The following is a 19841-nucleotide window of genomic DNA, read 5'->3' on the forward strand; positions in this document are numbered from 1 at the left end:
TGAAATTGATTTAGGGAATCAATCGGCTTTGTCGACTTGTTATTTCTCTTTTTCTCCAATGTCTTTCAGATATTGTTCGCGTTCTTTTTTAGAAAGACTATTTAGAAAATCTTCTTTTACTTGAGGTTCAAAGTCATCCCAGTTCTCAAAGCGGTCTGATAAATCGGGGGAATGACTCATCGAACCGATTTCTTTTGTTCTATACTTTAATGAAGCGGAGAACTCGTACTTTTCTGGCTCACCATTTATATATCCTCTAATTACGATGTAGCCCATTGGATTAATAGTTACCCTCTTCTTAAACGTTATGGTCTTAATAAATTGATGGATGTCTTCTTTGCGTAAAAATTCTTCTATTTTAGGCTTCATTTTTTCTGCGAGCTCTTCTGCTTTTTCTTGATCGCTCTTTTCTTTTACCACATCATTTGATTTACTTTGCTTATTGTGCTGAGTGATTAACGAAGTCACTGAGACAATGATGATAACGACCAAAACAGATACAAGTTTTATTGTGTTTTTCATGTCTACCGTTGCCTCCTTCTTAATAATGAAAAATAAAAAACAGGTAGGTGATTACCTGTTTTATTATTTTTCTTCAATATCCTTAAGATACTGTTCTCTTTCCTTTTCAGAGAGTCGTTTAAGATAGTTTTCCTTTAATTCTGGTTCATCCTTAAATTTATCCCAATCTTTAAAACGATATGACAACTCAGGATCATAACTCATTGAACCTATTTTTTTAGCTCTATATTGTAAAGAAGCTGAAAATCCGTACTTCTCCGGTTCATTATTTATATAGCCATCGATTATAATATCCCCCATAGGTTTGATGGTCACGTCTTTTTCAAACGTTATGGTTTTAATAAAGTGATGAATGTCTCTTTTATGTAAATGCTCTTCTATCTTAGGCTTCATCTTCTCTGCGAATTCTTCTGCTGTTTCTTCATCGCTCTTCTCTTCCACTACATCATCCGACAGACTCTGATTAATGTACTCTACAATGAAAGCAGTTACTGAGATGATGACGACCACAATTAATATAGAAAATTTCATTGTATTTCTCATAAAAAATAAAAACTCCTTTATGAACCTTTAATCAATCTACCAATGAAATTGACACAAATAAAAACAGGTAGGTGAGTACCTGCTTTACTCTTTTTCTCCAATGTCCTTTAGATATTGCTCCCGTTCTTTTTCAGAGAGTCTATTAAGGTAGTTTTCTTTTATCTCAGGCTCATCTTTATATTTATTCCAGTCTTTAAAACGATATGACAACTCTGGGGAAAAGCTCATAGAACCAATTTCGTTAGATTTATGCATTAAGGATGCTGAGAAATAAAATTTTTCAGGATCATCATTTATATAACCATCAACTGTTACATATCCCATTGGACTAATGGATACCTTTTTTTTGAATGTTATTTTTTCTATAAAATGATGGATATCTTTTTTATGTAATCTTTCTTCTATTTTTGGTTTCATTTTCTCTGCGAACTCTTCTGCTTTTTCTTGATCACTTTTCTCTTTCACAACAGTTTCCCCTCCTGAATCATTCGATTTTTCTTTCTTATCTTGTTGGATAATAAGAGAAACTATTAGAATAATAACGATAGTAAATAATATAATCACAACTTTGATTGTGTTTTTCATTAGATAAATCCACCTTTGTTAATCTAGAGAATTTTAATCCTCTTTTTATAGATATCTATCATACAATATCATATAATATATAAGATAAATATTACAGGAGTGACAATTTTGTCTAAAACCGTAGCCCAAAACGAACTTTCTGCTAAAGACTATAATCTTATTTCCAATGCAGCTTATAAAATAGATTACTATAGAATTTCTAGTGAAATAGACATTAGTAAAAATAAGACCATGTATGTCATTGATTATAAAGAAACAACTAAAGGTCTTAATGCACTAACTATCGTTTCCGAAGAAGATTTTGATCGCTCCGATGGAGGCAAAGACCTCACCAAAATCAAAAACGCAGTCATCGCCTACCTCGGGTCAGAACCGATTGGCGCTGGCCAATATAAAGATACCATTAAAAAACATGAAAAAAAGAGTCAGATGATCTTCTTTATACCATTTTGACGAAGCTGCCTCCTTTTCGTCAGTCACAGACGTCAAAGGAAGTCACGACGAAGGTGGCGACAGGTACAACGACCTATACAAATGAGATTGTGCAAGATTGGCTGATATCAGATACAAAGTATTTGATTAAAAATATTCCCTTTGAACATGGTGCAGAGAATCAAATGGTTCAAGCAGATCGGTATGCGAAAGAAATACATAAGAAAATGCCAAATGCCAAGATGTATGTGACAGGTCATTCACTCGGCGGGTCGAATGCGTCCTATGTTCTTGTCAAAAATGATTTTATTAAAGGCGGGGTCACCTTTGAGAATCCGAATATTTACCCCAATCTATCGGATGGCCTCCAAGCCAAAGCATTAAAAGGTGATTACCGTAGTAGATTAACAGAATATATCAATCTCAATGACGGGCTTTCTCTTTTAAATCGACATACGACAGAAATCGGTCGTGTGAAAGTGATGTATGATGCCGCTTTACCTGAAGGCGTCGATTACTCCGAGGACCCCTCCAAAGCCGTCCAATTTATGAAAAATCTCCTCAATCGGGCAATGAGCGTTAATCCTTCATTGGATGCAAATTTGTTTCTTGAAGCCCTTGCTGGCAGCCATGGCTTAAATCGGTATGCCTTTTCATCAGATGGCTCCGTTGAAACCATTGATGACATGTTGAGAAAAAACCCTTCTCTCACTGCCGCCATGTTACATCAATTGAGTCAGTCGAATGTTCATCCGCAAAGTGTGGTGGCAATTTTAATCAAGTCCCATGTTCTCATGAACACAGGTCGTAAATTCTCGACATATGCCAAGCACCATATGCAGCAAATTATTCGCAAAATCGAGAAACTCGATGACAAAGTGGATCAATCTGTGGAACAGGTACGCTCGAGATACAAACAGATTGTTGGCTTTGGTTCCTATGATCAGCTGACGGCTTCTGATGTGGATGCCGTGATTCGTCATTTAAAAACGGAGGGACTTGAGAATGAGTTCTATTCCGTCAAAGAGTATGATACAGCGATTGATAGCGCGATGAATATAAAAAGGTGGCTGGACTCAATATCAGATGATATGAGCCAGCTAGGGAAAGAATACCATGATGCAGATACAGCCCTAGCAAAGAATATGGGCATTTCATAAGGAGAACGAGGAATGGAATTTTCAAAGAAACAACCAACAGATGCAGACCGTTTTTTGCAACGAATGACAGATACGCATACATCAAGCTCCATCTTTTCTCAAACAAACTTTCGCACTGAAGACATGACACCAGCAGAGCTGGCTGCTTTGAAAGCAAAGATCAAAGAAGAGCAGAAAACAGCGCTAAGCAGAGCCATCCGGCATCAGCTGCAACATGAATTTGCAGAAGACCGCCAAGAAGCGGGGAAAATTTTAGATCTAATTGATGAACTTCAGATCAAAGTGTATAAACATCAAAAGCGCATCCATTCGCATATGTCAGGACAAGCCATTGACGCTTTAACAGAGAAAATCGAGCAAAGACTCAAGTTTTACGAGCTGAAAGAAGATGTTCAATCCGCCATCGACTCGATTGGCATTTAGATGAACCTTCCGTTCGATGAATCTTTTCCCCGTCTCACTCGTATATACTAAAAGAGTGATTGATTTGAAAGGAGATCTGTTTGTGGGATATATTTTGTTATTTTCGGTTGTGATCGGTCTTGTCTTGACCCTCTTGCTCACACCGCTCAGATTAATCGTTAGAAAGAAAGGGACAGAACAGCAGGTTCCGCTTATGTGGATTGCAGGCCTTGCTTTACTGTTTATGGTCGGAATTTTTGTATTCTATTACATCACCAATTTGGATCGCAATCCTTCATCCCTCTGGTTGATTGGACTTGTTGTGACAGCAGCAGGCGCCTTTTTATCAGTTGGATTGGAGCGTAAGATCAAAGGCGTGCTGTTTCTTATTCTCTTACTGCTCGGTGTTTATATGGCGACAGCTTTTCTATTCAATGCGAATGAGAAATTTGATGTCTCCAAAATGGAACAAAAGGTGGAAATCAAAGCGTTTGATGAGACGGAAACACCTGCAAGTGTACCGCCTCAATTTGCTCGGAACAAAATGAAGAAATCGTTCGGACAGGTTCCGAACACAAGCTACTATGAGCTTGGCAGTCTGCAAATCCAGAAGGTCAACGGTGAGTATGTATACATCGCCCCAGTGGAATTCTCGGATTTCTTTAAATGGATTCGTTCAGGGAGTACGCCGGGTTACTTTACATTAAGTGCGACCGACTCATCTGCCAATCCAAAGTTTGTGAAAACAGAGATGGTCTACACACCTTCCTCTTATTTCAACAAAGAAATTGAGCGGCATATCCGCCTTCAATACCCTGATTTGATTTTCTACGGCGACACACAGCTGGAAATCAATGATGATGGAAAGCCTTATTACATTCGTACGTATGGCGATTTTATCTCTGCCCGAAACGGCTTTAAAGCTTCCGGCGTGGTCGTTGTTGATGCCAAAACTGGTGCAACGAAGAAATATTCGCTAGATCAAGTACCTGCTTTTATTGATGGCGCTGTTTCACCAGAAGCCGTTAGTCTGCAAAACAGCTATTTCGGAAACTATATTCACGGGTTCTGGAACAGCATGTTTGGAAAGTCAGATGTGAAGCTGCCTTCAGATGAAGGAACAGAAGCCAATGTGAGTCCAGTATTTGATTCAAAAGGAGATATGTACTACTTCACAGATTTCACAAGTCCAAAAGAGGGCGTTGATTCGATGCTTGGATATGCCCTGACAAATGCCCGAACAGGAAAAGCGACTTATTATACCGGTAATCTTGAAGCCTCCTATATGGATTCTCAAGGCGCTCTGCAAATTATCGAGAAACGTTTCATCGAGAAGAAATGGAAAGGCCGCATGCCGATTCTGTATAATTTCTATGGAGAAGCCAGCTGGCTCACGCCGGTTCTCGATTCAAATGGATTCCTGCAAAACTACTTTATCGTGTCGGCAGCCAATCCAGAAATTGCCGCGTACGCTTCTACACCAAACGAAGCACTGAGAGCCTATAAGACAGCTCTGCAAAAAGGCGGCGGTACCGTTAACAGTTCCTCTAAGCAGGAAAAGAAAGAAACTACAGGGAAAGTCAAACGAGTGTATAAAGAAAAGACCGGTGATTATACAACCGTCACCTTCCTTCTAGACGATGGAAAAAGCTACACCATGTCATCTGAAAAAGAACCTCTCGTCATTTATTTAAAAGAAGGCGATCAGGTCGCCATGAAATACACAGATACAGGTGAAATCTTCCTTCCAGTTGATGAAATCAACATTAAAGGGTTATAAAAAAGATGCTTCTCCTACCGAGGAGAAGCATCTTTTCTCTCTTTTCTTAACAATTCAACAAGCAATTCCTTATTTTTATTTCCCCCTGTCATAGGTGACTCGACATAGGAGAATTTTCGTTTGAAATCCATTCCTCTCACAGAAATGACAGCCAGTTCCCCCCCAATGCTGCCTCGCTGGAGGACATATTTAGATAAAATAGAAAGCCCCATTCCATGAATCACAGCCTCTTTAATCGCTTGATTGCTGCTAAATGTTACAAATGTCCGAGCTTTCAGTCCATTTGATTTCAGGACGTGCTGTAAGTATTCTCCGGTACCTGATCCCTCTTCTCTCGTGATCCATGTTTCGTTTTGCAATTGATCAATCGTGACATCCTTTTTCTTAGCAAAGGGGTGATCTAATGGTGCGACGATATAAAGCTCGTCTTCTAGAAAAGTTTCTACTGTCAATTCTTTGTCATTCGTCTGTCCTTCAATCAAACCGATGTCGACATGGAATAAGCGGACATGACTGGCGATCGCCTCTGTGTTATCAATGACCACCTCAATGTCCACATGCGGATAGAGCTGATGAAACTCTGCCAATATTTGCGGCAGCACGTACTCTCCAATGGTAAAACTCGCCCCGATTGTCAGCTTCCCTCTTGCCAGATGATGATGCTCATAAATATCCTGCTTCGCCTGTTCATATAAACGAATGATTTGTTTTGATCGATGGTACAGCATATCCCCAGTTGGTGTAACAGTTAGTTGCTTTGGCGAACGATTGAGCAGAACGGTCTGGAATTCCTGCTCCAAGTTCTTAATATGAAGACTGACACTCGGCTGAGAAATCCGCAGCTTTTGGGCTGCCTTTGTAAAGTTTTTCTCTTCCACAACTGTCACAAATGTCTTCAGTGCATCGTAATACATCGGTCCCTCTCCTATCAGAAATCTTAATCCAAAACCTTTCTTATATATATCTTACTAATTCCTTCCCAGTGCGTAAAGAAGCGCTTTACTGAAAACAATTTAATAAAAATATTTACTAATTTTTTTAAAGACTCTATACTAGAAGGAGATATTTTCTATAGGAGGTGCTGATTTGGCAGCTAAAATAAAGGACATTGCTGAAAAAGCCGGATTATCCATTGCGACTGTATCTCGCGTACTGAACCAAGACCCCAACCTATCTGTCACGGATCAAACACGCGAGAAAGTATACGCCGCCGCTGAAGCTTTGTCCTATCAAAAGAAGACATTCAAACATTCATTAAAAAAAATCGCCTTTCTCTATTGGATGACCGAAAAGGAAGAGCTTGAAGATATTTATTTTAAATCCATCCGTCTGGGCATTGAGGAACTTACGAATACTCGGAGTTTAAATGTCACCGCTTACAAACCATCTGACGGGCTTCACTCCATTGATCCTTCTACAGAAGGGATCATTGCCATCGGCCGATTTAAAAAGTCAGAGCTTGACCAATTATATGCGATCACCCAGCATATCGTTTTTATTGATACGTCACCAGATGAAGACCGTTTTGATTCTGTAAAGCCAAACCTGAAACGCATTGTTGAAAAGATCATCGATTCTTTTATTGAAAAAGAACATACATCCATTGGATTTGTTGGCGGCACAGACCTTGATCTGAATACGAATATGCATATTCCAGATATTCGTGAAACGACTTTCCGTGAATATATGATGGCTCACAATGTCCTTGAAGAGCGATTGGTCTATGTTGGTCACCATTTCTCAGTGGATGAAGGTTATGCGCTGATGATGAAGGCGATTGATGAGCTTGGAGATGACTTGCCATCCGCATTTTGTGTCGCTAGTGATCCTCTTGCCATCGGCTGCTTACAAGCATTAAACGAGCGCGGATTTTCTCTACCGAACCGCGTGAGCGTCTTTAGTATCAACGATATTCATGTGTCTCAATATGTATCACCACCGCTTACCACGTATCATATCCACACATCTTTACTTTGTGAAACAGCAGTCGATTTACTGTTAGAAAGACTTGTAGACGGCAGAACATTACCGAAAACTGTGCTGATTGCCTCAGAGCCTGTCTTTCGAAAAAGTACAATCTAAACAACTGGAAGCCCCGTCCAATCTGGAGGGCTTCTTTTCTCTCTATATGAGTAAAAAATTTTACTTAATAAATTTAATAAAATATGTTTACTTTTTTTACTTAAGTTGATATTCTCACATTAAGAAAGCGTTTTCTTATCATCTGTGAAAAAAGAACGAGAGGGGATTATTCATGAAAAAGGGAAAATGGGCGACTTTATCAGCAGTCGTTGGGACTGCTGTGCTTCTGCTTTCAGCTTGCGGACCGGGAGATGACAATTCAAGCGGAACACAGCCAGCATCTACAGGTACAAAGACCTTGCTAGTGTGGGAGGATGTCAAAAAATCTGATGGGATTCAAGACGCTGTAAAAGAATTCGAAAAACAACATGATGTGAAAATCAAAGTGGTCGAAAAAGCTTATGCCGACCAAATTGAAGCTCTCCGCCTAGATGGAGCAGCTGGGACAGGCCCAGATGTCATCACGATGCCTCACGATCAAATTGGATCTGCTGTCACTGAGGGGCTATTACAGGAAATGAAGCCAGATCAAAAAGTGATCAACTCCTTCACAGACGAATCCATTCAATCACAAACGGTAAACGGCAAGCTGTATGGTCTTCCTAAATCCGTTGAAACGACAGTGCTTTTCTATAATAAAGATCTTGTCAAAAAGGCACCAACGACACTTGATGGCTGGTATGATCTTTCGAAAAAGCTGACAAAAGGCGGAAAGTACGGTTTTGTTGCGAAATGGGATGAAATTTACTACGCACAAAGTGTTTTAGGCGGATCTGGAGGCTATATTTTCAAGCAGAAAAATGATGGCTCTTATGATGTCAATGACATTGGACTGAACAACGATGGCGCCATCCAAGGCGGAGAATACATTCAAAAATTCTTTAGCGAAGGACTTTTCCCGAAAGGCATCATTGGTGAACAAGGAATCAACGTCCTCAACTCCTTATTCACAGAGAAAAAAGCGGCTGCTGTCATTTCTGGTCCATGGTCATTTGGTCCATTTAAAGAGGCGGGTATTGACTATGGCGTGGCCGAGCTGCCAACACTCCCTAACGGAAAACATATGAGCTCATTCTTAGGTGTGAAGAGCTACAACGTCTCCTCTTATTCTAAAAATAAAAAACTAGCTGAGAAATTTGTTGAATTTATCACGAATGAAAAAAATTCGAAGAAGCGCTTTGAATTGACAGAGGAAATTCCACCAGTGAAAAAACTGATGAAAGATCCAATCATTACGGAAAACGCGAATGCGGATGCTGTTTCAAAACAAACGAAATACGCCACACTGACACCGAACAATCCTGAAATGGCAGAGGTGTGGAAGCCGATTGACAGTGCATTAGGTCTCATTGCAACTGGTCGTACAGATGTGAAAAAGGCATTTGATGATGCGGTCAATCAAATCGACTCTCAAATTAAAGCAAATCACTCCAAATAACATCAAATGCGGGTAGTCGGTAGTCTATCAAACTGCCCGTAGTTGATCTAATTTCATATGAAGTAGGTGTTAGACGTGACGGGTAACCTTGAACTAGACCGCACACACACAGTGGAATCAAAGACACACCGGAGACGGGCGCTAATGTTCTCCTTTATACCCGGGATGGGGCAGATATACAACAAACAGTACGGCAAAGGGGCACTCTTTTTCCTGTTCGGCGTCGCTTTTTTGATTGTATTTTATGATTTATTCAATATTGGCTTCTGGGGACTGTTCACACTGGGGACGATGCTGCCTCGTGACAACTCTGTTTTTCTTTTAGCAAAGGGGATTATTGCGCTGTTAACAGCTGGTTTTGGTATCGGCTTTTATGTACTCATGATGCGTGATGCTTTTATGAATGGAAAGAAACGGGATCAAGGGGTACCACTTCATTCCATCCGTGCTCAATATCATCAGCTCATCGATCAAGGCTTTCCTTACTTAATGAGCACTCCTGCTTTCTTTTTACTTCTATTTTCTGTTGTCTTTCCTATTATGTTCAGCTTTGCGCTTGCCTTTACGAACTATGATTTATACCACTCACCTCCTGCCAATCTAATCGACTGGGTAGGAATCAAGAACTTTCAAAATATCTTTTCCATTGATATTTGGAGAGACACCTTCATTGATGTACTTGGCTGGACCGTCGTATGGACTTTGGCTGCATCGACCCTTCAATGTGCCCTCGGCATCTTTTTAGCGGTTCTGCTCAATCAGAAGGATTTAAAGGGAAAACGGTTTTTTAGAACCATTTTGATTCTTCCTTGGGCTGTTCCAGGCTTTGTGACCATTTTGGTGTTTGCTGGACTGTTCAATGATACATTCGGGGCCATTAACAATACACTTTTTGCATCAATAGGGATTGATCCAAAACCATGGCTGACAGATCCATTTTGGAGCAAAATCGCCCTCATTGCGATGCAGACTTGGCTTGGATTTCCTTTCGTTTTCATTATGACAACAGGCGTTTTGCAGGCAATTCCCGAGGATTTATATGAGGCTGCGACCATTGATGGAGCCAATTTTTTTCAGAAATTCCGGTCCATCACGTTACCGCTTGTTCTCTATTCCATTGCCCCCATCCTCATCACACAATATACGTTTAACTTTAACAACTTTAATATCATCTACTTATTTAATGGCGGAGGACCGCCTGTTGCGGGGTCAACCGCTGGAGGAACGGACATCTTGGTGTCTTGGATTTATAAACTCACAATGCAGTCCTCTCAATATGCACTCGCTGCGGCTGTCACGATTTTACTTTCAATCTTTGTCATCGCCATTGCACTCTGGCAGTTTAAGAGAACGAATTCATTCAAAGAGGAGGACATGATGTGATATGGGATCAAAACAAAACAAGCTCATTCGCCTGAGCATTACTTATTTTATCCTTTTCATTGCCTCCATTTGTATTCTATATCCACTGCTTTGGACAATCGGTGCTTCTTTTAATCCTGGAAACAGCCTCATGAGCACAAGTATGTTTCCGAAGAATCCAACGTTCAGTCACTTTACCGAGCTCTTCTTTGGCCAAGGCGCACTTTATGCAAAATGGTATTGGAACTCCATGAAGATCAGTATTGCCACAATGTTGTTAACGCTGATTCTTGTTAGTTTTACAGGCTATGCCTTTTCTAGATTCCGTTTCAAAGGACGGAAAAATGGGCTGATGCTCTTTTTGCTGCTGCAAATGATTCCTCAATTTTCAGCACTGATTGCGATTTTCGTTTTGGCTCAAATGCTTGGACTGATTAACAGCCATCTTGCACTGATTTTGATTTATGCAGGCGGACAAATTCCGATGAATACGTATTTAATGAAAGGCTATCTTGATGCGATTCCAAAAGATCTTGATGAATCAGCCAGAATGGACGGCGCAGGGCATTTCCGTATTTTCATCCAAATTATTATGCCGCTTGCTAAACCCATTTTGGCGGTTGTCGCCATCAACTCATTTACAGGACCACTGGGTGATTTCATCATCTCCAGTGTCATTGTCCGCTCACCCGAAATGTATACACTCCCGATCGGTCTGTACAATCTAGTGTCAGACAAAATGGGGGCCAGCTACACGACCTTTGCAGCCGGGGCTTTACTCATTGCGATTCCAGTCGCTTTATTGTTCCTTGTGTTACAAAAACAATTTGTGTCCGGCCTCACACAAGGCGGGACAAAAGGATAAGGGGAGATTTGATGAAGAAATGGATGCTTGTCACGGTTATCGTTTTCTTTTTGATGGGGTTAGGGATTTTACCTGAAGCAAAAGCGGATGCCATTTCCGTTCAGCCGATCAATGGACTGCAAGGTGATTTCATTAAAGGAGCCGATATCTCCATGCTTGCGGAGGTGGAGAGAAGCGGGGGCAGATACTTCGACCAGAACGGAACACAGGTGGACCCGCTCAAGCTATTAAAGGAAAAAGGCGTCAACTATGTGCGCATTAGACTGTGGAACCACCCATACGACAACCAAGGCCGTGCCTATAATGGCGGGACAAATGATCTCAATACAGCCATCGCTTTATCGAAACGCGCAAAAGCGCAAAATATGAAAGTGCTGCTTGATTTTCATTACAGTGATTTCTGGACCGATCCTGGTAAACAGTTCAAACCGAAAGCATGGGCATCTCTTTCACAAAACGATTTGGTAAAAGCGGTTGGCACTTACACAGGGGATGTACTCAAAACGATGAGAGCCCAAAATGCACTGCCGAACATGGTACAGGTTGGAAACGAATTGAACTCAGGTATGCTCTGGCCGAACGGCAAAAGCTGGGGTGAAGGCGGGGGTGAATTTGACAGGCTCGCCGCTTTGCTAAAGGCTGGCACAAATGCTGTCCGCTCTGTTGATTCAAATATCAACATCATGCTTCACCTTGCCCATGGCGGGGATAACGGGGCCTCCCGCTGGTGGTTTGATGAAATCACCAAAAGAGGCGTCTCATTCGATACGATCGGTTTATCTTACTACCCGTATTGGGACGGGGGATTTAGCGGTCTTACTAACAATATGAATGACATTAGCGCCCGCTATCACAAAGACGTCATCGTGGTAGAAACCGCCTACGGCTTCACAACAGCAAATGGCGACAACCTAGAAAACTCATTTAATCAAGATTCAGTCAATACTGCTGGCTACCCAGCTTCACCTCAAGGCCAGGCATCTTTTATACGAGATCTATCAGAAAAAATTTCACAAGTGAAAAACAATCGCGGGAAAGGGTTCTTTTATTGGGAGCCGCTTTGGATTCCAGCGAAAGGTGCCCCGTGGTCAAGTCAATATGGGCTGGCTTATATCCAAACAACCGGTACGGCCGGAAATGCTTGGGAAAATCAAGCGATGTTTGATTTCAACGGAAAAGCACTGCCTTCTCTAGACGTATTTAAACAAATGACACCGTAATTAAAAGGATAGGACGTGACAAAATGGGAAAGCGTTACCCACTCGTTCACCCAAATGTGAAAGGCTTTTTGCATGGTGGCGATTATAACCCAGATCAATGGCTTCATATGCCAGAGATCATTGACGAAGATTTTCGATTAATGAAGCTTGCACATTGTCAAACATTCTCCATCAACATTTTCGCATGGAGTAAGCTAGAGCCAAAAGAAGGTCAGTATGATTTTGCATGGCTGGATGACATCATGGACCGCTTGGCAGCGCAAGGGGCACACGCCATTCTTGCAACACCAAGCGGAGCTAGGCCTGCTTGGCTGTCACAAGCATATCCTGAGGTATTGCGCGTCGAAGCGAACCGTCAGCGTAATTTACATGGACTGCGCCATAATCATTGCTTCACCTCACCCGTTTATCGAGAAAAAACGAATACGCTCAATCGTTTGCTCGCTGAACGCTACAAGGATCACCCAGCACTGATCATGTGGCACATTTCGAATGAGTACGGCGGCGAATGTCATTGTGATCTCTGTCAGGAAGCATTTCGAGGCTATTTGAAAGACAAGTACAATCATGACCTTGAAGCTTTAAACCAAGCATGGTGGACGGGGTTTTGGAGCCACACGTATAGTGATTGGTCACAAATCGAATCACCTGCACCGCACGGGGAGCACATGATTCACGGAATGAACCTAGACTGGAAACGCTTTGTCACAGCGCAAACGATCAATTTTTATCAAAATGAAATTGAACCGCTGCGGGAATTGACGCCTCACATCCCAGTGACCACCAACTTTATGGGCGACTACCCGCATATGCGCCCATTTCTCGGACTGGATTATCATCAATTTGCAAAAGAGGTCGACGTGATTTCATGGGATAGCTATCCAGCATGGCATAGCGGTAGGGAAACAACCGCTGAATTGGCGTCAAACGTAGCCTTCGTTCACGACTTATATCGTTCATTAAAGGACGGTCAGCCATTTCTCGTGATGGAGAGTACACCTAGCCTTGTGAACTGGCATGAAGTGAATAAGGTCAAACACAAAGGCATGGCACACCTTTCTGCCATACAGGCGATTGCCCACGGATCAGACTCTGTGCTTTACTTCCAGTGGCGCCAAGGACGAGGTGCCTCCGAGAAATTCCATGGCGCCGTAGTCGATCATTCTGGACATGAACATACGCGCGTGTTTCAAGAAGTCGCTGATCTAGGGAAACAGCTGGAGCAGCTGCAGCCCATCGCAGGGACATCCGTTCAACCAGAAGTCGCCATCATATACGATTGGGAAAACCACTGGGCCATTGATGATGCGCAAGGCTTAAATAATACAAACAAACGCTATGTAGAGGCTTGTCAAACTCATTATCGAAGCTTTTGGAAAAAAGGCGTCCCTGTTGACATTGTCGGCATGGAAAAGGATTTCTCATCCTATCGTGTGCTCATTGGTCCAATGCTCTACATGATCAAACCAGGTGTTGCAGAAAAAATTGAAGCCTTTGTTAAAGCGGGCGGTATTTTTATCGCAACCTATTGGAGCGGTATGGTCGACGAAAATGACCTCTGTTTCCTCGGCGGTTTCCCGGGTCCTCTCCGCCATGTACTTGGCATTTGGGCGGAAGAAATCAACACATTGATGCCAGATGAACACATATTAATGACCACAGGAAATGGACGCACCTACCATGTCGGGCAATATTGCGAATCCATCCATCCTGAAACGGCCTCTGTGTTAGGACATTTTGAGAATGGCTGCTACGAAGGACAGCCAGCCCTGACTGTCCATCCTTTTGGAGATGGAAAGGCGTACTATATGGCTTCCGAAAATGAGCAGATTTTTTATGATGAGTTTTACGAGGATCTCATCACAGGAATGGATATACAGCCCGTCCTATCAGCGGTGATTCCAGAGGGAGTCAGTGTCCAAAAACGAACAGATGGGTCGCAGGACTATGTGTTTATGATGAATTTTACGGAAAAACAGCAGCTCCTTTCACTAGATTCAGAAGCGAGCTATCAAAATATGCTGACAGGGCAACATGTGCCTCAAGAGCTTCAGCTTGATCCTTACGAGTACATTATTATGAAAAAATAGATTGAAAGAGGCGTCTACTCATTGGACGCTTCTTTCATTTTAACGAATCTAAATACCTATATAAATTTATGTGTTTTATATATAAACTTGAACCTTTATATTTTATCTAAATTTTTTGACATGTTTCACCCTGCGCCAATACTGGTTCCACCATCCTTTTTCACCATTTTATAGGTATGAAAGCGGTTGCCTAATACTCATATTTTTGATACCCTTTTTTCAATGCAGATATGGGACTGCATTGTCATAAAAAGAGCAAGAAAATGTAAACGGTTTATTGTAGGGGGAGGGACTTATGTTAACGTTTGTTGGATTGTTGATTATTTTAACGATTGTTGTATTGCTGATTTGGGGGAAAGCAAGTCCAATTGTTGCCATGGTCATGGTGCCTTTAATCGGGGCATTCATCGCAGGATTTGGGATTAATGACATTCAAACATTCTTTGAAGAAGGAATTATCAAAGTACTGCCAGTGGCGACCATGTTCATTTTCGCCATTTTATTTTTTGGCATTTTACAAGATACAGGGTTCTTTGAACCTGTAATAAAAACGCTGATTAAACTGACAAAGGGAAATGTTGTCACGGTTGCGATGGGGACAGCTCTAATAGGAGTCATCGCTCATTTAGACGGAGCAGGAGCGACTACATTTTTATTAACTGTCCCTGCACTGCTTCCACTTTATAAAAAATTACATATGAGTCCGTACTTATTGCTGCTTTTGATCGGGACGAGTGCCGGCTTAACGAATATGGTGCCGTGGGCTGGCCCCACAGGACGGGCAGCAAGTGTGTTGAACGTGGACCCATCCGAACTTTGGGTGCCGCTCATCCCCATTCAGCTCATTGGGGTCGTTCTCGTATTAGGAATGGCATTTATTTTAGGAAAAAGAGAAGAAAAACGCATTCGCGTCAAAATCGCCGCAAATGAAATCGCTGCTGTTCAATTAGAAGGCGCAGATTGGGACCGGGCTATTCAATCCATTAGCGAGACAGGTGATGCTGCTTTAAAACGTTATCACTTGATTTGGGTGAATTTCATTCTGTTTATAGCCGTAGTTGTCCTTCTTGTGCTCAACGTGATTCCGGCTAGTTATATGTTTATGATTGGTCTTTCTCTCGCACTATTAATTAACTATCCGAAAGTGGATGTACAAATGGAGAGAATCAAGGCGCATGCACCTAGTGCACTTATGATGGCCGCTGTTATTTTCTCCGCAGGTTCGTTTCTAGGCATTCTCGAAGGAACGGGAATGCTAAAAGCTATTGCTGTGGACAGCATTCAAATTCTACCTGCTTTCCTGCTTCCATTTTTACATATCATTGTCGGGATGTTTGGGGTACCACTGGATATGCTGACAAGTACAGACGCTTATTATTATGCACTTCTGCCAATTGTCGAATCCATCACATCTGAGGTTGGTGTGACGGGCACTTCCGCGGCGTATGCCATGATGATCGGAAACATCATAGGAACCTTTGTCAGTCCTCTCGCTCCAGCCGTTTGGCTTGCGATCGGTCTTGCAGGAGTCGATATGGGGAAACATATTCGCTACTCTTTCTTCTGGATGTGGGGATTCAGTATTGCTCTACTGATCGTTGCCAAACTGATAGGCATTATTTAAATAAAAAAAGACATGCGCACAGCGACGCATGTCTTTTTTATTTATGAAGGATATTCATTTGTGTGAATGTCTGTATTCGGCTTTCTAATAAGAGACATTAATCCAATGATAAACAATAGAACCATTGGAGCGAATGCAAGACCGATTGTTCCAATTAAAAGAGTCACAGCAGACACCAAGAAAAGAACACCTGAAATCACGGCACGGCGGTCTGTTTTCAAAAGAATCACAGCAACAATCGACAGCACTGCTGCAATTCCAGAAACGACCATAAACTGCGTACCAAATGCATTGACTGAAGCTTGAAGCGTTTCAATCGGTAATGTTTCGCCTTCCTCTTGTAACACTTCATTAATTTCATTATAAAATGATGGACCTACCGAGAGGATTAATGCTCCAAATCCAACACCAATGGCATTGAGGACAATACTAATAATCCCCATAATTTTTTCACCTTTACGACTAATCATGTGTAAACCTCCTAAAAATTTTAAAAATTTAACTGCCTGTTTTCACTTCTCGTTTTTGGAAGACAATTAAGGCAATGGCTAAGAAAATAGCCCAATAGATGACTAGGACTATTAGTGAGAATCCTAGAGACATACCTTCGATAACAGTAACCTGTTCCATAAAGTATTGGGATGGATCGTTTGCAAATAACAAATATTTTGACCAATCAAAGAAGAGCATTAAAATACCTGTAACTGATCCACCCACAATATAAGCTAACACACTAATGGCAATGGAGATGGCTTCACTTCTAAATACTGTAGAAATGGCAAACGAAAGGGTTCCCAAAACGACAAACATTGCACAATGAGCAAGATAATAATAGATCATATTTGCAAACTGCGAACGTTCAATCACTTCACCATTGTGATACACCAAATTCACATAATCAGTGCTAAGTCCAAAGAAAATAGCACCCAATATGAAGGACAAAATAAATAGAACCACAACAAGTAATAGAGCATACAGCTGTACTGTAATATATTTAGATATTAGGATCTTTAGCCTTGATGGTGGACGAATCAATAATAATTTTATTGTACCATGCTTGTATTCAGCCGACACAATAGTGGAAGCAATAATGATCACAAACACACCTACTAGCTGAAGTAAACTGGCGTTTGTTTTCACATAATCCCATACACTGTGGCTAAACTGATCAGCTGGCGGCAAGTTATGCTTGATTCGATAATCATTAATAGCGATCTCTTTTTCAAGGTTTCTTTTAAAGAAACCAGCCTCTGTCTCTTTGAGCTCTTTCTTGTTTTCCTTATTCATCATTTCTAGCTGGTTTTTCCAATCACCTGAAGCTTGATCTTTGTCATTTGTTTTCACTACAAAGATCAGTGTAGCAATCATCCCTAAAATAAGAAGTCCAACCATAATCCAAGTTCCAATACGATAACTGATCTTCATCCACTCGTTTTGAATGAGGCGAATCATACGTCTGCCTCCTTTTTACCTGTTAAGCTTAAGAACTTATCTTCTAAGGTTTGTTTTTCAATTTTGATTTCGTACAAATGAATGGATGCGCCGCTTAAATGACGAATCAATTCCGGCATTTTCTCTTCTGACAAGGAGAAGAATAAATACTGCTCCTCTTCTCTCACAGTCGTGCCTTCCTCAAATATACCAATGAGCTTCTGTGTTTCTTCCAGCTCACCAGATGCGACCTTCATTCGATAATTGACCAATTCGTCTTGATTCGTCTCTGCACGCTGATCCTCAATCGCTATCAGCTTGCCTTTTTGGATAATCGCAAAACGATCACACATCAATTCCATTTCTGACATGAGGTGACTTGAAACAATGACAGCTAGCCCTTCTTCCTTTGCAAGCCTTCTCAAGTAATCTCGTATCATGCGAATTCCCTCTGGATCAAGTCCATTGGTCGGCTCATCTAATATCAACAGTTTCGGTCTATGTATAAGTGCTTGCGCAATGCCTAAACGCTGCTTCATTCCTAATGAAAATGTTCGGACACGCTTATGTTTTACGTGCTGTAAGCTGACTAGTTCTAGCAGCTCATCAATTCGCCCTTCATCCACTTTCCCATTCATTCTGGCAAAGTGAACAAGATTTTGTCTGGCTGTTAAATGATTATACATTTCTGGGTTTTCAATAATGGCACCAACATCTTGGATGGCATGCTGATATGAAGATTGAATACTATGACCATTAATCAGAATGTCACCAGATGTAATTGGAGAAAGACCGACCATCATACGAATGGTTGTCGTTTTCCCTGCGCCGTTTGGTCCTAAGAAGCCAAAGACTTCGCCCGCTTGGACAGAAAAGCTCAAGTCTTGAACGATCTTTTTCCCGTGAATATGCCTAGATACATTATGCAGTTCTAAAACGTTCGTCACGTTACCTCTCCTTCTTTGTCTAAGTATCATCTATCATCTATTTCCAAATAAACACCATGATCCGTTAAAAATAGAAGAACACTTCCATATGGTACAGCAATGCCCAAAAGTTGTGAAGGGGATGAGCCAAAATTTAGTGAATCATCTGCCTTTTTTAAGGTAGGGTTAAGGTAATGATTTAAAATGAGTAAATTTTATATTTTTAAGACTGTGTAATTCAAAGTTTTATTGCAGTATGAGTTCCAAGCCTATTCTCTTAACATAAATATATAATAGAGGCATGCAATAAGATGTAAAGATAAGTCACCTTGCTTTTTTTCCATACTAACTTTTGCAGGAGGCACAATTTTATCGTATGTAATTTCAGCTATAGTCTGTTTTGCATTTTCCAACCTAACACGTTTATTGGCGAAATCTTTCTTTATATAATAAGTAGTATCTTTTATTATAAAACTCATCGTTGGATTTATCTTAATTTTGGTTCTATCTTCTAATACTAACCTTCCTTTATCTTTACATTCTATAACCCAATTTGAGCGAAACATTGATTGGAAAGACTTATTTTCAATAGCTGTTACAATAATATTAGAATTCGAATCCATTACCTCTATATTCACAAAGAACTCATCAAATATGTGATCAATCAACTTCTCAACTTTATTTGTATAGAATCTTTTTATACATCCAATTCTGAGATCTTCTTTATTCATAATAGGTATGCATTTAGTCGTTTTCTTTATCACAGGTTTTTTAAAGTATCCAAATTCCATTTTTACCTCCCATTGATAATTTATTAATTTATATAGTTGGAAAAACATTTAGAAAAATGTTTAAAAAATATAAAACACCTAATTTATCAAGGAATATGTTTCCTTTAACAATTTAGGTGTTTTTTTAGTTTAGCAACATTCATATCTTTATTTCTAAATCTTTAATAAACCAATGAAGCAGACCATCTCACTCAGAAAAAAAGGATTAATATCTTGCTTTTTTGATATTATATCTTTTTCACAAACTCTGATTTCAACTTCATTGCGCCAAAGCTAGGAATTTTACAATCAATGTTATGATCGCCTTCCACTAAACGAATGCCTTTGACCTTCGTCCCTATTTTTAAGACAGAAGAAGAACCTTTTACTTTTAAATCTTTAATGACAGAGACCGTATCCCCATCACTTAACAGATTTCCATTCGCATCTTTGACCACAAGCTGCTCATCTGCCGCTTGTTCTTGTTCAAGTGACCATTCATGCGCACATTCAGGACAAACCAGCAGACTGCCATCCTCATAAGTATACGTTGAACTGCATGAAGGACAATTTGGTAGATTAGACATTTGTGTTTCCTCCAACTTTCTA

18 protein-coding genes and 1 pseudogene are annotated in these 19841 nt (G+C 40.8%); 10 read left to right on the forward strand and 9 right to left on the reverse strand.

Annotated features, from left to right (window positions below; genetic code table 11):
* Positions 1 to 39: 39 nt before the first annotated feature.
* From ACQYAC_RS12390 to ACQYAC_RS12400, 3 genes are all read right to left on the reverse strand, one after another.
* Entirely contained in the window at positions 40 to 522 is a 483-nt protein-coding gene (locus ACQYAC_RS12390) for a DUF1433 domain-containing protein (protein WP_212045736.1), read from the reverse strand.
* Between the two features lie 63 nt (positions 523 to 585).
* Positions 586 to 1065: a DUF1433 domain-containing protein gene (locus ACQYAC_RS12395; protein ID WP_429943396.1), complete on the reverse strand. Its 480-nt coding sequence runs from the start codon at positions 1063 to 1065 to the stop codon at positions 586 to 588.
* Positions 1066 to 1149: 84 nt separating this feature from the next.
* Positions 1150 to 1650 (reverse strand): DUF1433 domain-containing protein, encoded by a 501-nt coding sequence (locus ACQYAC_RS12400; RefSeq protein ID WP_268497326.1) that lies wholly within the window; start codon positions 1648 to 1650, stop codon positions 1150 to 1152.
* A gap of 99 nt (positions 1651 to 1749) precedes the next feature.
* On the opposite strand from ACQYAC_RS12400, the pseudogene ACQYAC_RS12405 reads away from it, so the two are divergent.
* From ACQYAC_RS12405 to ACQYAC_RS12415, 3 genes and pseudogenes are all read left to right on the forward strand, one after another.
* Positions 1750 to 3242 (forward strand): annotated as a pseudogene (locus tag ACQYAC_RS12405) (lipase family protein).
* A gap of 12 nt (positions 3243 to 3254) precedes the next feature.
* Positions 3255 to 3665, forward strand: a complete 411-nt coding sequence (locus ACQYAC_RS12410) for a hypothetical protein (protein ID WP_058013281.1) — start codon at positions 3255 to 3257, stop codon at positions 3663 to 3665.
* A gap of 82 nt (positions 3666 to 3747) precedes the next feature.
* Positions 3748 to 5424 carry a hypothetical protein gene (locus tag ACQYAC_RS12415; RefSeq protein ID WP_429943397.1) on the forward strand — a complete coding sequence of 559 codons (1677 nt, stop codon included), beginning with the start codon at positions 3748 to 3750 and terminating at the stop codon, positions 5422 to 5424.
* A 14-nt stretch (positions 5425 to 5438) separates the two neighbouring features.
* Here the strand turns inward: ACQYAC_RS12415 and ACQYAC_RS12420 are convergent, their stop codons facing one another.
* The gene (locus ACQYAC_RS12420) at positions 5439 to 6338 is read right to left on the reverse strand and encodes a LysR family transcriptional regulator (protein WP_169056036.1); all 900 of its coding nucleotides are present in this window, start codon (positions 6336 to 6338) and stop codon (positions 5439 to 5441) included.
* A gap of 172 nt (positions 6339 to 6510) precedes the next feature.
* Here ACQYAC_RS12420 and ACQYAC_RS12425 point away from each other — a divergent pair, with 172 nt between their 5' ends.
* The 7 genes from ACQYAC_RS12425 to ACQYAC_RS12455 all read left to right on the forward strand — a co-directional run bounded on the left by ACQYAC_RS12425 (position 6511) and on the right by ACQYAC_RS12455 (position 16105).
* Positions 6511 to 7506 carry a LacI family DNA-binding transcriptional regulator gene (locus ACQYAC_RS12425; RefSeq protein ID WP_429943398.1) on the forward strand — a complete coding sequence of 332 codons (996 nt, stop codon included), beginning with the start codon at positions 6511 to 6513 and terminating at the stop codon, positions 7504 to 7506.
* Positions 7507 to 7678: 172 nt separating this feature from the next.
* Positions 7679 to 8944, forward strand: a complete 1266-nt coding sequence (locus tag ACQYAC_RS12430; protein WP_429943399.1) for an extracellular solute-binding protein — start codon at positions 7679 to 7681, stop codon at positions 8942 to 8944.
* Positions 8945 to 9088: 144 nt separating this feature from the next.
* The gene (locus tag ACQYAC_RS12435) at positions 9089 to 10327 is read left to right on the forward strand and encodes a carbohydrate ABC transporter permease (protein ID WP_169056152.1); all 1239 of its coding nucleotides are present in this window, start codon (positions 9089 to 9091) and stop codon (positions 10325 to 10327) included.
* A gap of 1 nt (position 10328) precedes the next feature.
* The gene (locus ACQYAC_RS12440; RefSeq protein ID WP_012011808.1) at positions 10329 to 11171 is read left to right on the forward strand and encodes a sugar ABC transporter permease; all 843 of its coding nucleotides are present in this window, start codon (positions 10329 to 10331) and stop codon (positions 11169 to 11171) included.
* Positions 11172 to 11182: 11 nt separating this feature from the next.
* Positions 11183 to 12391, forward strand: coding sequence for a glycoside hydrolase family 53 protein (locus ACQYAC_RS12445; protein ID WP_429943400.1), 1209 nt, complete (start codon positions 11183 to 11185; stop codon positions 12389 to 12391).
* A gap of 23 nt (positions 12392 to 12414) precedes the next feature.
* Entirely contained in the window at positions 12415 to 14481 is a 2067-nt protein-coding gene (locus ACQYAC_RS12450) for a beta-galactosidase (protein ID WP_429943401.1), read from the forward strand.
* A gap of 295 nt (positions 14482 to 14776) precedes the next feature.
* Positions 14777 to 16105 carry a CitMHS family transporter gene (locus tag ACQYAC_RS12455; RefSeq protein ID WP_429943402.1) on the forward strand — a complete coding sequence of 443 codons (1329 nt, stop codon included), beginning with the start codon at positions 14777 to 14779 and terminating at the stop codon, positions 16103 to 16105.
* 41 nt (positions 16106 to 16146) lie between these two features.
* On the opposite strand, the gene ACQYAC_RS12460 is transcribed toward ACQYAC_RS12455, so the two are convergent.
* The 5 genes from ACQYAC_RS12460 to ACQYAC_RS12480 form a co-directional block, all read right to left on the reverse strand.
* Entirely contained in the window at positions 16147 to 16575 is a 429-nt protein-coding gene (locus ACQYAC_RS12460; RefSeq protein ID WP_058013272.1) for a DUF4064 domain-containing protein, read from the reverse strand.
* A gap of 28 nt (positions 16576 to 16603) precedes the next feature.
* Complete coding sequence (locus ACQYAC_RS12465) at positions 16604 to 17557, reverse strand: ABC transporter permease (RefSeq protein ID WP_429943403.1); 954 nt, start codon at positions 17555 to 17557, stop codon at positions 16604 to 16606.
* A complete protein-coding gene (locus ACQYAC_RS12470) occupies positions 17554 to 18483 on the reverse strand; it encodes an ABC transporter ATP-binding protein (RefSeq protein ID WP_268497317.1) in 930 nt (309 codons plus the stop codon). Before ACQYAC_RS12470 ends, ACQYAC_RS12465 begins: the two co-directional genes overlap by 4 nt.
* Before the next feature lie 248 nt (positions 18484 to 18731).
* Positions 18732 to 19253, reverse strand: coding sequence for a tubby C-terminal domain-like protein (locus ACQYAC_RS12475; RefSeq protein WP_429943404.1), 522 nt, complete (start codon positions 19251 to 19253; stop codon positions 18732 to 18734).
* 227 nt (positions 19254 to 19480) lie between these two features.
* A complete protein-coding gene (locus tag ACQYAC_RS12480; RefSeq protein WP_429943405.1) occupies positions 19481 to 19819 on the reverse strand; it encodes a zinc ribbon domain-containing protein YjdM in 339 nt (112 codons plus the stop codon).
* Between the last annotated feature and the right edge of the window lie 22 nt (positions 19820 to 19841).

The organism is Bacillus sp. MM09(2025) (assembly GCF_050496725.1).
GTDB lineage: Bacteria > Bacillota > Bacilli > Bacillales > Bacillaceae > Bacillus > Bacillus pumilus.

What these genes read in the sequence shown, in the direction of transcription:
- ACQYAC_RS12390 (WP_212045736.1), bottom strand. Translation starts at nt 522, where the DNA reads ATGAAAAACACAATAAAACTTGTATCTGTTTTGGTCGTTATCATCATT.
- ACQYAC_RS12400 (WP_268497326.1), bottom strand. Translation starts at nt 1,650, where the DNA reads ATGAAAAACACAATCAAAGTTGTGATTATATTATTTACTATCGTTATT.
- ACQYAC_RS12430 (WP_429943399.1), top strand. Translation starts at nt 7,679, where the DNA reads ATGAAAAAGGGAAAATGGGCGACTTTATCAGCAGTCGTTGGGACTGCT.
- ACQYAC_RS12465 (WP_429943403.1), bottom strand. Translation starts at nt 17,557, where the DNA reads ATGATTCGCCTCATTCAAAACGAGTGGATGAAGATCAGTTATCGTATT.
- ACQYAC_RS12445 (WP_429943400.1), top strand. Translation starts at nt 11,183, where the DNA reads ATGAAGAAATGGATGCTTGTCACGGTTATCGTTTTCTTTTTGATGGGG.
- ACQYAC_RS12475 (WP_429943404.1), bottom strand. Translation starts at nt 19,253, where the DNA reads ATGGAATTTGGATACTTTAAAAAACCTGTGATAAAGAAAACGACTAAA.
- ACQYAC_RS12460 (WP_058013272.1), bottom strand. Translation starts at nt 16,575, where the DNA reads ATGATTAGTCGTAAAGGTGAAAAAATTATGGGGATTATTAGTATTGTC.
- ACQYAC_RS12440 (WP_012011808.1), top strand. Translation starts at nt 10,329, where the DNA reads ATGGGATCAAAACAAAACAAGCTCATTCGCCTGAGCATTACTTATTTT.
- ACQYAC_RS12455 (WP_429943402.1), top strand. Translation starts at nt 14,777, where the DNA reads ATGTTAACGTTTGTTGGATTGTTGATTATTTTAACGATTGTTGTATTG.
- ACQYAC_RS12435 (WP_169056152.1), top strand. Translation starts at nt 9,089, where the DNA reads ATGTTCTCCTTTATACCCGGGATGGGGCAGATATACAACAAACAGTAC.
- ACQYAC_RS12410 (WP_058013281.1), top strand. Translation starts at nt 3,255, where the DNA reads ATGGAATTTTCAAAGAAACAACCAACAGATGCAGACCGTTTTTTGCAA.
- ACQYAC_RS12395 (WP_429943396.1), bottom strand. Translation starts at nt 1,065, where the DNA reads ATGAGAAATACAATGAAATTTTCTATATTAATTGTGGTCGTCATCATC.
- ACQYAC_RS12450 (WP_429943401.1), top strand. Translation starts at nt 12,415, where the DNA reads ATGGGAAAGCGTTACCCACTCGTTCACCCAAATGTGAAAGGCTTTTTG.
- ACQYAC_RS12420 (WP_169056036.1), bottom strand. Translation starts at nt 6,338, where the DNA reads ATGTATTACGATGCACTGAAGACATTTGTGACAGTTGTGGAAGAGAAA.
- ACQYAC_RS12480 (WP_429943405.1), bottom strand. Translation starts at nt 19,819, where the DNA reads ATGTCTAATCTACCAAATTGTCCTTCATGCAGTTCAACGTATACTTAT.